This is a genomic window from Serratia sp. 1D1416, assembly GCF_003641105.1.
Taxonomy (GTDB): Bacteria; Pseudomonadota; Gammaproteobacteria; order Enterobacterales; family Enterobacteriaceae; genus Serratia; species Serratia ficaria.
This window is the reverse complement of record NZ_CP032738.1, coordinates 4,799,641-4,813,440: the sequence shown is the minus strand read 5'-3', so window position 1 is coordinate 4,813,440 and position 13,800 is coordinate 4,799,641. Positions and strand designations below refer to the sequence as shown.

The following is a 13,800-nucleotide window of genomic DNA, read 5'->3' as shown; positions in this document are numbered from 1 at the left end:
AACCCGTTTTACCTGAGCGAGCAGGCATGAAGCAGGCGCCCTCAACCCAGAATCGAGACCCGGCGTCGTTGCTGACGCAAATGGTGCAGCGCCTGCCGCTGTCGGACGTGCATTTTCGTCGCATCAGCCAGCTGATCTATCAGCGCGCCGGCATCGTGTTGGCGGAGCACAAACGCGAGATGGTTTACAACCGCCTGGTGCGCCGCCTGCGGCTGCTGGGCCTGAGTGACTTCGGCGATTATCTGGCGCTGCTGGAAAGCGACCCGCACAGCGCCGAATGGCAGGCGTTCATCAATGCGCTGACCACCAACCTGACGGCGTTTTTCCGCGAGGCGCATCACTTCCCGATCCTGGCGGAGCATGCGCGCTCGCGGCCCAACGGCTACAGCGTCTGGAGCACCGCGGCGTCGACCGGCGAAGAACCTTACTCGATCGCCATCACCCTCAGCGAGGCGCTGGGGCAGCGCGCCACCGGCTGCCAGGTGTGGGCCAGCGACATCGATACCCAGGTGCTGGAGAAGGCCGAGGCGGGCGTCTATCGCCAGGAAGATCTGCGCACCCTGACGCCGGCGCAGATGCAGCGCTATTTCCTGCGCGGCACCGGGCCGCATCAGGGGCTGGTGCGGGTGCGGCCGGATCTGGCGGCGCGGGTGAACTTCCAGCCGCTGAACCTGCTGGCGCCGGAATGGGCGCTGCCGGGGCAGTTCGACGCTATTTTCTGCCGCAACGTCATGATCTATTTCGATAAGGCGACGCAGGAGCGCATCCTGCGCCGCTTCGTTCCCTTGCTTAAGCCGGGGGGGCTGATGTTTGCCGGCCACTCGGAGAATTTCAGCCAGATCAGCCGGGATTTCTACTTGCGTGGGCAGACCGTGTATGGGCTGACCAAGGAGAGGTAATGAATAAAATCAGAGTGTTGTGCGTAGACGATTCGGCCCTGATGCGCCAACTGATGACCGAGATCGTCAACGGCCATGCCGACATGGAGATGGTGGCGACCGCGCCGGACCCGCTGGTGGCGCGCGATCTGATCAAGAAATTTAACCCGCAGGTGCTGACGCTGGACGTCGAGATGCCGCGCATGGACGGCCTCGATTTTCTCGAAAAGCTGATGCGGCTGCGGCCGATGCCGGTGGTGATGGTGTCGTCGCTGACCGGCAAGGGCTCGGAGATCACCCTGCGCGCGCTGGAGCTGGGGGCGGTGGATTTTGTCACCAAGCCGCAGCTCGGCATTCGCGAAGGCATGCTGGCCTACAGCGAGCTGATCGCCGAGAGGATCCGCACCGCCGCCAAGGCGCGGCTGCCGCAGCGTTCCACCAGCCCGGCGCCGGCGATCCTCAGCCATGCGCCTTTGCTGAGCAGCGAGAAGCTGATCGCCATCGGCGCGTCCACCGGCGGCACCGAGGCGATCCGCCAGGTGCTGCAGCCGCTGCCGGCCACCAGCCCGGCCTTGCTGATCACCCAGCATATGCCGCCGGGCTTTACCCGTTCGTTCGCCGAACGCCTGAACAAGCTGTGCCAAATCACGGTGAAAGAGGCGGAAGACGGCGAACGCGTGCTGCCGGGCCACGCCTATATCGCCCCGGGCGATCGCCATCTGGAGCTGACGCGCAGCGGCGCCAACTACCAGGTGAAGCTGCACGACGGCCCGGCGGTTAACCGTCACCGCCCGTCGGTGGACGTGCTGTTCCGCTCGGTGGCGCAGTACGCCGGCCGCAATGCGGTCGGGGTGATCCTCACCGGCATGGGCAACGACGGCGCCGCCGGCATGCTGGAGATGCACCGCGCCGGCGCCTATACCCTGGCGCAAAACGAGGCCAGCTGCGTGGTGTTCGGCATGCCGCGCGAAGCCATCGCCGGCGGCGGCGTCAGCGAGGTGGTGGAGCTGGAACGCATCAGCCAGCGGATGCTGGCGCAGATCGCCGGCGGCCAGGCGCTGCGCATTTGATTTTATTCCGCAGGGCCAACCCTGCGGGCATCGGGTCAGCGGCCGCCGTTGGGCGGGCCGCTATTTTGCACCATTAAAACGGTTAAAAACTTCAGGAGTAGCAATGGCAGACAAGAATCTCAGATTTCTGGTGGTGGACGATTTTTCCACTATGCGCCGCATCGTCAGGAATTTGCTGAAAGAGCTGGGCTTCAATAACGTCGAAGAGGCCGAAGACGGCGCGGATGCGCTGAACAAGCTGCGCGCCGGCGGCTTCGACTTTGTGGTGTCCGACTGGAACATGCCGAACATGGACGGCCTTGAACTGCTGCAGACCATTCGCGCCGACGGCGCGCTGGCCGCCATGCCGGTGCTGATGGTGACGGCGGAAGCCAAAAAAGAAAACATTATCGCGGCGGCGCAGGCCGGCGCCAGCGGTTACGTGGTGAAACCTTTTACGGCGGCGACGCTGGAAGAAAAGCTCAATAAGATTTTCGAAAAACTGGGCATGTAAGGAGAGGGCGATGAGAGAGATTCCAATGCCTGCCAGCGATGCAGCGACCGCGGGAGAGATCATCTCCCGCATCGGCCAACTGACCCGCATGCTGCGCGACAGCATGCGCGAGCTGGGGCTCGATCAGGCGATCGCCCAGGCGGCAGAGGCGATCCCGGATGCGCGCGACCGTCTTGACTATGTAGTGACCATGACGGCGCAGGCGGCGGAACGGGCGTTGAACTGCGTGGAGGCGGCGCAGCCGCGTCAGGCGGAGCTGGAGTCCGGAGCCGATGCGCTGAAAGGACGCTGGGATGAATGGTTCGCCAACCCGATCGACCTGGCCGACGCCCGTTCGCTGGTTACCGATACCCGCGCGTATCTGGATCAGGTACCGGGGCACACGGCGTTCACCAACGCCCAACTGCTGGAAATCATGATGGCGCAGGACTTCCAGGATCTGACCGGCCAGGTGATCAAGCGCATGATGGACGTGGTGCAGGAGATCGAAAAACAGCTGCTGATGGTGCTGATGGAAAATATTCCGGAACAGCCGGTGAAAGAGAAGCGGCCGAACGACAGCCTGCTCAACGGCCCGCAGCTCGACCAGAACGGCGCCGGCGTGATAGCCAACCAGGCGCAGGTCGACGATCTGCTCGACAGCCTCGGTTTTTGACCCTTGTCGGGGCGCGCGACGGCGCGCCCCGACAAGTTGCGCTGTGTCCCGCAAAGATTAATGTATATAGCATTGCTATATACATCATGGCGGTTATAATTTGTACTCCAGTTAAAGGAGGTCGCCATGACGTTAGGTTCTGTCTTTACCAATAATCGGACACAGGCTGTACGCTTGCCTACAGAGGTGCGTTTCCCTGATACCGTTTCTAAAGTGACCGTCCGCGTAGTGGGCAAAGAGCGCATTCTTGCCCCTCTGGAGAATACCTGGGACAGTTTCTTCTGCGCGGAAAATGAGGTGAGCGATGACTTCCTCAATGAACGCGCCGGGCAACACCAGCGCGAGCGGGAAGAGTTTTGATGTTCAGCCATATGCTGGACACCAACATTGTTATCTATGTCATCAAGCGCCGGCCTCTGGAAGTGCTGGAGGCGTTCAATCGCTATGCGGGCAAAATGGTCATTTCGTCGGTCACCTATGGCGAATTGGTTCACGGAGTGGAGAAAAGCTCGCGTCCGGCGGTTAACGCGAGAGTGGTTGAGGATTTTGTCTCCCGATTGGACATTCTCGATTACGGCGCCAAAGCGGCTTCGCACTACGGCAACATTCGGGCTGCGCTGGAGCGTCAGGGAACGCCTATTGGCGTAAACGATCTGCATATCGCTGGGCATGCGCGCAGCGAAGGATTGATTCTGGTGACCAATAACCGACGCGAATTTGAGCGCGTTGATGGCTTACGGCTGGAAAATTGGCTGTAACGTCTCCCCTTGATTGCCTCATCCCCTAAATACCCCGCCTTTTTCCCCGCTGTTCCATCAATGACATCGGCAGTTTTTTGGCATGCTGACCGCCATTCTATTCCCTCCCGGTACAGGAACGGCGCGTGGCTGAAGACAGCGATCTGGAAAAAAGCGAGGCCCCCACGCCCCATCGGCTGGAAAAGGCGCGCGAAGATGGCCAGATCCCGCGTTCGCGCGAGCTGACCTCGGTGCTGATGCTGGTGGCCGGGCTGGCGATCGTTTGGCTGTCCGGCGGCAATATGGCGCAACAGCTGGCGATGATGCTGACCCAGGGGCTGCATTTCGACCACGGCATGGTCAGCAACGACAAACAAATGCTGCGCCAGCTGGGCATGCTGCTGCGCCAGGCGGTCTGGGCGCTGCTGCCGATCATGGCGGGGCTGGTGCTGGTGGCGATCGCCGCGCCGATGCTGCTGGGCGGCATCCTGTTCAGCGGCAAGTCGATCAAGTTTGATTTGAAGCGCATGAACCCGCTGTCCGGGCTGAAGCGCATCTTCTCCAGCCAGGTGCTGGCGGAGCTGCTGAAGGGCGTGCTGAAGGCGACGCTGGTGGGGTGGGTCACCGGTTTGTATCTGTGGCACAACTGGGCGGCGATGCTGCACCTGGTGACGCAACAGCCGCTCGATGCGTTGGCCAATGCGCTGCAGATGATTATTTTTTGCGGCCTGTTGGTGGTGCTGGGGCTGACGCCGATGGTGGCGTTCGACGTGTTTTATCAGCTGTGGAGCCACTTCAAGAAGTTGAAGATGACCAGGCAGGATATCCGCGACGAGTTCAAGGACCAGGAAGGGGACCCGCACGTCAAGGGGCGCATTCGCCAGCAACAGCGGGCGATCGCCCGGCGCCGCATGATGGCCGACGTGCCGAAGGCCGACGTGATCGTCACCAACCCGACGCACTACGCGGTGGCGCTGCAGTACAACGACCAGAAAATGAGCGCGCCGAAAGTGCTGGCCAAGGGGGCCGGCGAGATTGCGCTGCGCATCCGCGAACTGGGCGCTGAACACCGCATCCCGCTGCTCGAGGCGCCGCCGCTGGCGCGCGCGCTGTATCGACACAGCGAGATTGGGCAACCTATCCCGGCCACCCTGTACGCCGCGGTCGCCGAGGTATTGGCCTGGGTTTACCGGCTGCGCCGCTGGCGATGCGAGGGCGGTCTGATCCCGAAAAAACCTGAACGTTTACCGGTGCCGGAAGCACTGGACTTTGCTGGAGAGAGTAACTCTGATGGCTAATTTGGCCTCCCTGCTTCGTTTGCCGGGTAATTTTAAAGATACGCAGTGGCAGGTGCTGGCCGGCCCGATACTGATCCTGATGATCCTGTCGATGATGGTGCTGCCGTTGCCGGCGTTCATTCTCGACCTGTTGTTCACCTTCAATATCGCGCTGTCGATCATGGTGTTGCTGGTGGCGATGTTTACCCAGCGCACCCTGGAGTTCGCCGCCTTCCCGACCATTCTGCTGTTCTCAACGCTGCTGCGGCTGTCGCTTAACGTGGCCTCGACGCGCATCATCCTGATGGAAGGCCATACCGGTTCGGCCGCCGCCGGCCGCGTGGTCGAGGCCTTTGGCCACTTCCTGGTGGGCGGCAACTTCGCCATCGGCATCGTGGTGTTCATCATTCTGGTATTGATCAACTTTATGGTGATCACCAAGGGCGCCGGGCGCATCGCCGAAGTGGGCGCGCGTTTCGTGCTGGACGGCATGCCGGGCAAGCAGATGGCGATCGACGCCGATCTCAACGCCGGTCTGATCGGGGAAGACGAGGCCAAGAAGCGCCGCGCCGAAGTGACCCAGGAAGCGGATTTCTACGGCTCGATGGACGGCGCCAGCAAGTTCGTGCGCGGCGACGCGGTCGCCGGCCTGATGATCATGGTGCTGAACGTGGTCGGCGGCCTGCTGGTCGGCGTGATCCAGCACGGCATGGAGCTGGGGGCGGCGGCGGAAAGCTACACGTTGCTGACCATCGGCGACGGCCTGGTGGCGCAGATCCCGGCGCTGGTGATCTCCACCGCGGCCGGCGTGATAGTCACCCGGGTGGCGACCGATCAGGACGTGGGCGAACAGATGGTCGGCCAGCTGTTCAACAACCCGCGGGTGATGCTGCTCAGCGCCGCGGTGCTGGGGCTGCTGGGCCTGGTGCCGGGCATGCCGAACCTGGTGTTCCTGCTGTTTACCGCCGCCTTGCTGGGATTGGCCTGGTGGCTGCGCGGCCGCGAGCAGCAGGCGCCGAAGGCGGCGGAAGCGCCGGCGGCGCAGGAAAATCCGCAGGCTGCCGAGGCCAGCTGGTCCGACGTGCAGCTGGAGGATCCGTTGGGCATGGAAGTCGGTTATCGGTTGATCCCGATGGTGGATTTCCAGCAGAACGGCGAGCTGCTCGGGCGCATCCGCAGCATTCGCAAGAAGTTCGCTCAGGACATGGGCTATCTGCCGCCGGTGGTGCACATCCGCGATAACCTGGAACTGCCGCCCGCCGGCTACCGCATCCTGATGAAAGGGGTGGAAATCGGCGGCGGCGAGGCGCAGCCGGGCCGCTGGCTGGCGATTAACCCCGGTAACGCGGTGGGCGAACTGGCGGGAGACAAAACCGTCGATCCGGCCTTTGGGCTGGAAGCGGTGTGGATCGACAGCGCGCTGCGCGAGCAGGCGCAGATCCAGGGCTTTACCGTGGTCGAGGCCAGCACGGTGGTGGCCACGCACCTCAATCACCTGATTGGCCAGTTCGCCAGCGAGCTGTTTGGCCGCCAGGAAACGCAACAGCTGCTGGATCGCGTCTCGCAGGAGATGCCGAAGCTGACCGAAGACTTCGTGCCGGGCGTGGTGTCGCTGACCACGCTGCATAAGGTGCTGCAGAATCTGCTGGCGGAACGGGTTTCAATCCGCGATATGCGCACCGTCATCGAAACGCTGGCGGAGCATGCGCCGACGCAGAGCGATCCTTACGAACTGACCACGGTAGTGCGGGTGGCGCTGGGCCGGGCCATCACGCAACAGTGGTTCCCGGGCCACGGCGAGATCCAGGTCATCGGTCTGGACACCCAGCTGGAACGGTTGCTGCTGCAGGCGCTGCAGGGCGGCGGCGGGTTGGAGCCGGGGCTGGCGGATCGCCTGCTGGACCAGGCGAAGCAGGCGTTGCAGCGGCAGGAAATGCTCAGCGCGCCGCCGGTGCTGCTGGTCAACCATGCGCTGCGGGCGTTGCTGGCGCGGTTCCTGCGCCGCAGCCTGCCGCAAATGGTGGTGTTGTCGAATCTGGAAATCAACGACGATCGGCAAATCCGCATGACCTCGACCATTGGAGCCGCATAATGAAAGCCTGGCTGACGATACTGTTTTTACTGGCGCCGTCCCTGGCCCTGGCGGTGTCCGGCTCCTGGGTGGCCGAGGGGGCCGGCGTGACGCTGGAGCAGGGCGGCGTGCGCGACGCGTCGGACGCCTTGCGCCCGCCGAATGCGCTGCCGAACGCCGATGCGCGCATCACCAGCGTCAGCTGGCGCTATCGCCTGCTGTCGGGCGAACCGGCCGGCCTGCAGGCGCAGCTGTGCACCCCGAGCCGCTGCATCCCGCTGGGCGGCGGCAGCGGCACCAGCCGTGGGCTGCAGGGCGAACCGGCCAACGTGGAATTGCGTTTTATTTATCTTGTGCAGTCGCGCGGCGGGCTGAATCCGCCGCTGCGGGTGATCGGCAATCAGGTGATTGTCAACTATCAGTGACCGAACGCCTCAGGCCAGTATCGCCAGGCCGTTGCGGTCGATGAGAGAAAGCAGCTTCATGGCGGCGGAGTTCGGTTGCGCTTCGCCGCGCTCCCATTTTTGCACCGCTTTTTTGCTGACGTTCAGATACAGCGCGAACACCGGCTGGCTGACGTTTTCGCGTTCGCGCAGCGCGCGGATGTCTTCCGGCCCATAGTGCTTGACCGGCCGCAGGCACAGCATGTCGAAGGTGCGCATGGTGACGTCATCGACAAACCCGGCGCGGTGCAGGCCCTGAACTTCCTGGTGGATCTCGGCAAGAATTTTACTCATCGCTTAGCCTCCTTAATTCCTTGTTGTTGACCAACTGGTAGAGTCTGAAAGGCGAATAATCCAGATACAGCGCAGCCAGATGTTTCAATCCCTGTAACTCATCCGTACTGATGTTTTCTCTCTCACTTTTGGCAAAACCGCGCATGAAAAACAGGCGATTTTCATCGCAAAAGGCGATCGGCACGCGATAGCCGTTGCGTTTACCGCCGCCGGGGCGGGCGATGCGTTTTTTATATGCGCAGCCGCCGAGGTTGGCGTCATACAGCTGATTTTGCATTTCGCGCGCGGCTTTTATTATCGCGGCATCGCGGATGCGTTCACCGGCGGCGAAGGCCTGGAAGGTTTTGGTGAGGTAAATGTCGGTCATTCACTCTCCTGTGAAATTTATACCCGATTAGGGTATAGATCAAGGGGTTTAAAAACCGACGCAGGGTTGCGGACCCGGCTGGCGCAGGCAAGGCGTTAACGTAAAGGATGCGTGATGCTGCGCGAATAAACAGCGGTAAACGGCAGAGTGTAGAGTGATGGTGCGATCGGCTGCGCACGCCCGGCGGCCCCGGGCGAAGAAGAGGGTTCAGACGCCGATTTTACGCCCCAGCAGGCTATTGCCGCGCGATTGGCCATCCGGTCCGTACAGCGATTTGCTGTTTTTGCTGAGGATGGCCAACGCCTGGGCGTTGTGATCGATCTGCTGATTGAGCAACATGCCGTTGTGCTGGTTCTTCTCGCGCAGCGTTTGGCTCAGTTGCTGCACCCGTTGCCAACGATCCGCCAGCGGGGGCTGGTCGGCATAAGGCGCGCGTTGCCGGTGGGCGTTTTCGGCACCCAGGCGCTGCTGCTCCAGGTAGGCGACGGTGGCCAGCAGCTGGCTCTTGGCGTCGGTGGCGCGCTGCAGCGCCACGCCGGGCAACTGGCCCGAACACAGCAGATGATGTTCCTCCGCCAGCACCGTATCCAGCGCCTGCAGCGTTTCCAGCAGCTTATCCAGCAGTTTTGCCAGGTTTTCCATGGTGGTTGATTATCCTTCAGATTTTCCCTGCCGCTGCGCGTTCAGTCGCGCCCGGCGTTCCAGTGGCCATCGCGTTGCGCATCCTGCAGCAGCGCGTCGGCGATTTTACCGGCGTCCATGGTTAGCTCGCCGCTGCGGATCGCCTGCTTGATGGCTTCTACCCGGCCCATGTCAATATCCTGGGTGCCCGGCTGCATCAGGCGCGCCTGCGCATCGCTCAGCTTTACCTGGGTGCCGCTGACGGCCGTTTCCGCCGTAGCGGCTTTGCGCGGCTGAAGCGGATTGTCGGCGGGAGTTTCACGCGGTTGCACCGTTGGAACAGGTTGCAGCCGCTGGGTGCGATCGATACTCATGGTCAATCTCCATCTGCGCCATCGCCGTAGCGGCGACGGCGCTGCAATGATAATTTTGCGGCCCTGGTGGCCAATAAAATACTGCCTCTATTTTTCTTATCGGCAAGGTTCGGCAAACCTTTACACTTTTATAACGCAATGCGGATGCCGCCATCCTCGCCGGCGACGCCGCTGACGATTTGGCCCGACGCCATGCGCACGCGTACGCCGTCTTCGGCGGCGGCGTTGTTCATCGCGGTGCCGGCGCCGCTGATGTTGAACCCCTCTCCCCGGGCGCTCACCTGCACCCGCTGACCGGCCTTGATCACCCAGGCGCGGCGCAGCATGGCGAAGGTCAGCGGCTGGCCGGGGCTGATATTGCGCAGGCTGACGGCGCCGAGCGCTTTGCCGGTTGTCGTCAGGGTGCGCGGCGGCAGGGTATCCAGCCGGCCGGTTTTCAGCTGCAGATCCGCCGCAGTCAGGCGGCTGCCGGCGCCGATGCCGCGCGCCGAGACCAGATAACGGCCGATCACCTGCACCTGGGTCTGAATAAAGCGCCGTTCCTGGCCGCAGCGCACCGAGACGCTGATATTGCCCCATGAGCGGGCGTTCGACGGCAGCGACAGCTGCGGCGCCGCACACTGCGGCCACTGCGCCGGCGGGGTGCGCACCCGCACCTTGACCTGCACCGCGGCGTCGGTGAAGCGCCCCTTGATGAAGCTTTCGATTTGCGTCGCCAGACCTTCGGCGCGGGCGCCAGGACTGCACAGCAGCCCGGCAAGCAGCAGCATTTTACCTTTCATCATTCTCTTCTCAAGCTTCATCGGGATGCGCGTAAGTGTACCCGTACGACGCGCTGGCTAAGCAGACAAATAGCGACCCATTTTGCCCTTATTCCCGCGATAGGCTGGCGCTGCGGGCGTTTATGCTGTCGGCTCCAAATTCTAACCTCGCGGAGGGGGCATGCTCGACAAACTGGACGCTGCTCTGCGCTTTGGTCAAGAGGCGCTGAACTTGCGCGCCCGGCGGCAGGAAATTTTGGCCGCTAACATCGCCAACGCAGACACACCGGGCTATCAGGCGCGGGATATCGATTTCGCCAGCCAGCTGAATAAAGTGCTGGAACAGGGGCGCGTCAGCGGCGGCGGCATCGCGCTTAACCTGACGGCGGCGCGCCACATACCGGCGCAGAACATGCAGCCGCCGCAGCTCGATTTACTGTTCCGGGTGCCGGATCAGCCGTCGATGGACGGCAACACGGTGGACATGGATCGCGAGCGTACCCATTTTGCCGATAACAGCCTGAAATATCAGACCGACCTGACGCTGATCAACGGTCAGATCAAAGGGATGATGTCGGTGCTGCAACAAGGATAAGGCTCATGTCTTTACTGAATATTTTCGATATCTCCGGCTCGGCCCTGTCCGCGCAGTCGCAGCGCCTGAACGTCAGCGCCAGCAACATGGCCAATGCCGACAGCGTAACCGGCCCGGACGGCCAGCCCTATCGCGCCAAGCAGGTGGTGTTCGAAGTGGCGGCGGCGCCTGGCCAGCCGACCGGCGGCGTGCGAGTGGCGCAGGTGGTGGACGACCCGGCGCCGGAGCGGCTGGTGTATCAGCCGGGTAACCCGCTGGCGGACGCCAAGGGCTATGTGCGCATGCCGAACGTCGACGTGGTGGGCGAGATGGTCAACACCATTTCCGCCTCCCGCAGCTATCAGGCCAACGTCGAGGTGCTTAACACCACCAAGTCGATGATGATGAAAACCCTGACGCTGGGTCAGTAACCGGGAGATATCGCCATGTCAGTGGCCCCAACTACCAATGCATCGCTGGATGACACGCTCATCGGCGCCAACGGCAAAACCACCAACAGCCAGGACCTGAGCAACAGCTTCCTGACGCTGCTGGTGGCGCAGCTGAAGAATCAGGACCCGACCAACCCGATGCAGAACAACGAGCTGACCTCGCAGCTGGCGCAGATCAACACGGTGCAGGGCATCGAGAAGCTCAACACCACGCTGGGCTCCATCTCAGGCCAAATCAACAGCAACCAGTCGCTGCAGGCCAGCGCGCTGATTGGCCACGGGGTGATGGTGCCCGGCAACAACATCCTGGCGGGCAGCAAAGACGGCAAGATCAGCACCACGCCGTTTGGCGTCGAGCTGGAGCGCGCCGCCGATCGGGTGACCGCCACCATCACCAACGCCAGCGGCCAGGTGGTGCGCACCATCGAGATCGGCGGCCTGACCGCCGGCGTGCACGCGTTTACCTGGGACGGTTCGCTGGACGACGGCAGCACCGCGCCCGACGGCGCCTACAAAGTGGCTGTCAACGCCAAGGGCAACGGCGAGCAGCTGGTGGCGCGCAGCCTGCACTTCGGCATGGTCAACGGCGTGATCCGCGACGCGAACGGCGCCAGGCTGGATCTCGGCCTGGCGGGCAGCGCCACCCTGGAAGAAGTGCGACAGATTTTATAACCCCATTCCTTGTTTCATCAGGCTCAATCGGACGATAGCCTGACCACTATTCGGAGAATAACATGGCCTTTTCTCAGGCAGTCAGCGGCTTGAACGCGGCAGCAACCAACCTGGACGTGATCGGTAACAACATCGCCAACTCCGCCACCTCCGGCTTCAAATCCGGCAGCGTGTCCTTTGCCGACATGTTCGCCGGTTCGCAGGTCGGGCTGGGCGTCAAGGTGTCCGGCATCACCCAGAACTTCAAGGGCGGCACCACCACCGGCACCAGCCGCGCGCTGGACGTCGCCATCACCGGCAACGGTTTCTTCCGCATGCAGGACAAGGACGGCGGCATTTTTTACACCCGCAACGGCCAGTTCAAGCTGGACGAGAACCGCAACCTGACCAACATGCAGGGGCTGCAGCTGACCGGTTACCCGGCGGCCGGCACGCCGCCGACCATTCAACAGGGCGCCAACCCGGTGCCGTTGAGCATTCCCGAAGGCATGATGAACGCCAAGGCGTCCACCTCGGGCGAGATGGTGGCCAACCTGAAATCCACCCACAAGGTGCCGGAAAACAAGACCTTCGATCCGACCAAGCAGGACAGCTACAACTACGTCAATACCATCACCGCCTACGATTCGCTGGGTAATGCGCACAACATCAACGCCTACTTCGTGAAGACCGAAAACAATAAGTGGCAGGTCTATACCCAGGACGGCAGCGCGGCGCCGGTAGACGTGGGCACCATGGAATTCAGCACCAGCGGCAACCTGGTGAGCACCACCAGCGCCCAGGGCGCCGCCGGCGACTTCAACATGCTGATCCCGATGGCCGCCAAAGACGGCGCGCCGGCGCAGAACTTCACCCTGAGCTTCGCCGGCAGCATGCAGCAAAACGTCGGCAGCGACTCGGTCAGCAAGGTGGCGCAGGACGGTTATGCCGCCGGCGAATACACCAACTTCCAGATCAACAACGACGGCACGGTGGTGGGGATTTATTCCAACCAGCAGACCCAGGTGCTGGGCCAGATCGTAATGGCCAACTTCTCCAACCCGGAAGGCCTGTCTTCGCAGGGCGATAACGTTTGGCAGGAAACCGGCGCTTCCGGCCAGCCGCGCGTCGGCCTGGCGGGCAGCGGCGGCCTCGGCAAACTGGCCAGCGGCGCGCTGGAGTCGTCCAACGTCGATCTCAGCCAGGAGCTGGTGAACATGATCGTCGCCCAGCGCAACTATCAGTCGAACGCCCAGACCATCAAGACGCAGGACTCGATCCTGCAGACGCTGGTCAGCCTGCGCTAACAGGATTGATTTATGGATCACGCGATTTATACCGCGATGGGTGCGGCGCGGCAGACGCTGGACCAACAGGCGGTCACCGCCAACAACCTGGCCAACGCCGCGACGCCGGGCTTTCGCGCCCAGCTGTCGGCGCTGCGCGCGGTGCCGGTTGACGGCCCGAGCCTGGCGACCCGTACGCTGGTCACCGCCTCGACGCCGGGCGCCGACATGAGCCAGGGCGCGCTGAATTACACCGCGCGCCCGCTGGACGTGGCGCTGCAGCAGGACGGTTTTTTGGCGGTCAGCCTGCCGGGCGGCGGTGAGGCCTACACCCGCAACGGCAATATCCAGATCTCTTCCACCGGGCAATTGACGGTGCAGGGCATGCCGCTGATGGGCGACGGCGGGCCGATCGAAGTGCCGCCGTCGGCGGAGGTAACCATCGCCGCCGACGGCACCATTTCGGCGCTGAATGCCGGTGACCCGCCGAACACCATCGCGCAGATTGGCCGCCTGAAACTGGTGAAGGCCGACGCGCGCGAGGTGATGCGCGGCGACGACGGTCTGTTCCGGCCAACGCCGGAAACCCAGCGGCAGCGCGGCAACCTGCTGCAGAACGATCCGCTGGTGCGGGTGATGCCGGGGGTGCTGGAAGGCAGCAACGTCAAGCCGATGGAGACCATGGTCGACATGATCGCCAACGCCCGCCGTTTCGAAATGCAAATGAAGGTCATCCACAGCGTGGATGAAAACGAACAGCGCGCCAACTCATTGCTCTCATTGAGTTAAGCAGCAA

The 13,800-nt window shown here is 62.7% G+C and carries 19 protein-coding genes; 14 read left to right on the top strand and 5 right to left on the bottom strand.

Annotated elements, in window-relative coordinates; translation table 11 throughout:
- The first annotated feature begins 26 nt into the window (after window positions 1-26).
- The 9 genes from cheR (at window position 27) to D7I37_RS23330 (ending at window position 7,606) form a co-directional block, all read left to right on the top strand.
- Window positions 27-899, top strand: coding sequence for a protein-glutamate O-methyltransferase CheR (cheR, locus tag D7I37_RS23370; protein WP_061794714.1), 873 nt, complete (start codon window positions 27-29; stop codon window positions 897-899).
- A complete protein-coding gene (locus D7I37_RS23365) occupies window positions 899-1,948 on the top strand; it encodes a chemotaxis response regulator protein-glutamate methylesterase (RefSeq protein WP_061794713.1) in 1,050 nt (349 codons plus the stop codon). The genes cheR and D7I37_RS23365 overlap by 1 nt, the downstream gene beginning before the upstream one ends.
- A gap of 103 nt (window positions 1,949-2,051) precedes the next feature.
- Window positions 2,052-2,441, top strand: a complete 390-nt coding sequence (gene cheY / locus D7I37_RS23360) for a chemotaxis response regulator CheY (RefSeq protein ID WP_006326141.1) — start codon at window positions 2,052-2,054, stop codon at window positions 2,439-2,441.
- A gap of 10 nt (window positions 2,442-2,451) precedes the next feature.
- Window positions 2,452-3,096: a protein phosphatase CheZ gene (cheZ, locus tag D7I37_RS23355; RefSeq protein ID WP_061794712.1), complete on the top strand. Its 645-nt coding sequence runs from the start codon at window positions 2,452-2,454 to the stop codon at window positions 3,094-3,096.
- Window positions 3,097-3,222: 126 nt separating this feature from the next.
- Window positions 3,223-3,456, top strand: coding sequence for a type II toxin-antitoxin system VapB family antitoxin (vapB, locus tag D7I37_RS23350; RefSeq protein WP_061794711.1), 234 nt, complete (start codon window positions 3,223-3,225; stop codon window positions 3,454-3,456).
- Window positions 3,456-3,854 carry a type II toxin-antitoxin system VapC family toxin gene (locus D7I37_RS23345; protein ID WP_019452963.1) on the top strand — a complete coding sequence of 133 codons (399 nt, stop codon included), beginning with the start codon at window positions 3,456-3,458 and terminating at the stop codon, window positions 3,852-3,854. The genes vapB and D7I37_RS23345 overlap by 1 nt, the downstream gene beginning before the upstream one ends.
- Before the next feature lie 125 nt (window positions 3,855-3,979).
- Window positions 3,980-5,131, top strand: coding sequence for a flagellar biosynthesis protein FlhB (flhB, locus tag D7I37_RS23340; protein ID WP_129544451.1), 1,152 nt, complete (start codon window positions 3,980-3,982; stop codon window positions 5,129-5,131).
- A complete protein-coding gene (gene flhA / locus D7I37_RS23335; protein ID WP_129544450.1) occupies window positions 5,124-7,202 on the top strand; it encodes a flagellar biosynthesis protein FlhA in 2,079 nt (692 codons plus the stop codon). Before flhB ends, flhA begins: the two co-directional genes overlap by 8 nt.
- The gene (locus D7I37_RS23330; protein WP_061794707.1) at window positions 7,202-7,606 is read left to right on the top strand and encodes a flagellar protein FlhE; all 405 of its coding nucleotides are present in this window, start codon (window positions 7,202-7,204) and stop codon (window positions 7,604-7,606) included. The genes flhA and D7I37_RS23330 overlap by 1 nt, the downstream gene beginning before the upstream one ends.
- 9 nt (window positions 7,607-7,615) lie before the next feature.
- Here the strand turns inward: D7I37_RS23330 and D7I37_RS23325 are convergent, their stop codons facing one another.
- The 5 genes from D7I37_RS23325 to flgA form a co-directional block, all read right to left on the bottom strand.
- Window positions 7,616-7,918 (bottom strand): DNA-binding transcriptional regulator, encoded by a 303-nt coding sequence (locus tag D7I37_RS23325; RefSeq protein WP_061794706.1) that lies wholly within the window; start codon window positions 7,916-7,918, stop codon window positions 7,616-7,618.
- Complete coding sequence (locus D7I37_RS23320) at window positions 7,911-8,285, bottom strand: type II toxin-antitoxin system RelE/ParE family toxin (RefSeq protein ID WP_095098030.1); 375 nt, start codon at window positions 8,283-8,285, stop codon at window positions 7,911-7,913. Before D7I37_RS23320 ends, D7I37_RS23325 begins: the two co-directional genes overlap by 8 nt.
- 207 nt (window positions 8,286-8,492) lie before the next feature.
- Complete coding sequence (locus D7I37_RS23315; RefSeq protein WP_061794704.1) at window positions 8,493-8,927, bottom strand: flagella synthesis protein FlgN; 435 nt, start codon at window positions 8,925-8,927, stop codon at window positions 8,493-8,495.
- A 41-nt stretch (window positions 8,928-8,968) separates the two neighbouring features.
- A complete protein-coding gene (flgM, locus tag D7I37_RS23310) occupies window positions 8,969-9,280 on the bottom strand; it encodes a flagellar biosynthesis anti-sigma factor FlgM (protein WP_061794703.1) in 312 nt (103 codons plus the stop codon).
- 128 nt (window positions 9,281-9,408) lie between these two features.
- Complete coding sequence (gene flgA, locus D7I37_RS23305) at window positions 9,409-10,062, bottom strand: flagellar basal body P-ring formation chaperone FlgA (RefSeq protein WP_061794772.1); 654 nt, start codon at window positions 10,060-10,062, stop codon at window positions 9,409-9,411.
- A 160-nt stretch (window positions 10,063-10,222) separates the two neighbouring features.
- Between flgA and flgB the strand changes: the two genes are divergently transcribed.
- From flgB to D7I37_RS23280, 5 genes are all read left to right on the top strand, one after another.
- A complete protein-coding gene (gene flgB, locus D7I37_RS23300; RefSeq protein ID WP_061794702.1) occupies window positions 10,223-10,636 on the top strand; it encodes a flagellar basal body rod protein FlgB in 414 nt (137 codons plus the stop codon).
- A gap of 5 nt (window positions 10,637-10,641) precedes the next feature.
- Window positions 10,642-11,046: a flagellar basal body rod protein FlgC gene (flgC, locus tag D7I37_RS23295; RefSeq protein WP_061794701.1), complete on the top strand. Its 405-nt coding sequence runs from the start codon at window positions 10,642-10,644 to the stop codon at window positions 11,044-11,046.
- 15 nt (window positions 11,047-11,061) lie between these two features.
- Complete coding sequence (flgD, locus tag D7I37_RS23290) at window positions 11,062-11,739, top strand: flagellar hook assembly protein FlgD (RefSeq protein ID WP_061794700.1); 678 nt, start codon at window positions 11,062-11,064, stop codon at window positions 11,737-11,739.
- A gap of 62 nt (window positions 11,740-11,801) precedes the next feature.
- Complete coding sequence (flgE, locus tag D7I37_RS23285) at window positions 11,802-13,025, top strand: flagellar hook protein FlgE (protein ID WP_129544449.1); 1,224 nt, start codon at window positions 11,802-11,804, stop codon at window positions 13,023-13,025.
- A 12-nt stretch (window positions 13,026-13,037) separates the two neighbouring features.
- Entirely contained in the window at window positions 13,038-13,793 is a 756-nt protein-coding gene (locus D7I37_RS23280; protein ID WP_061794698.1) for a flagellar basal body rod protein FlgF, read from the top strand.
- Window positions 13,794-13,800 lie beyond the last annotated feature (7 nt).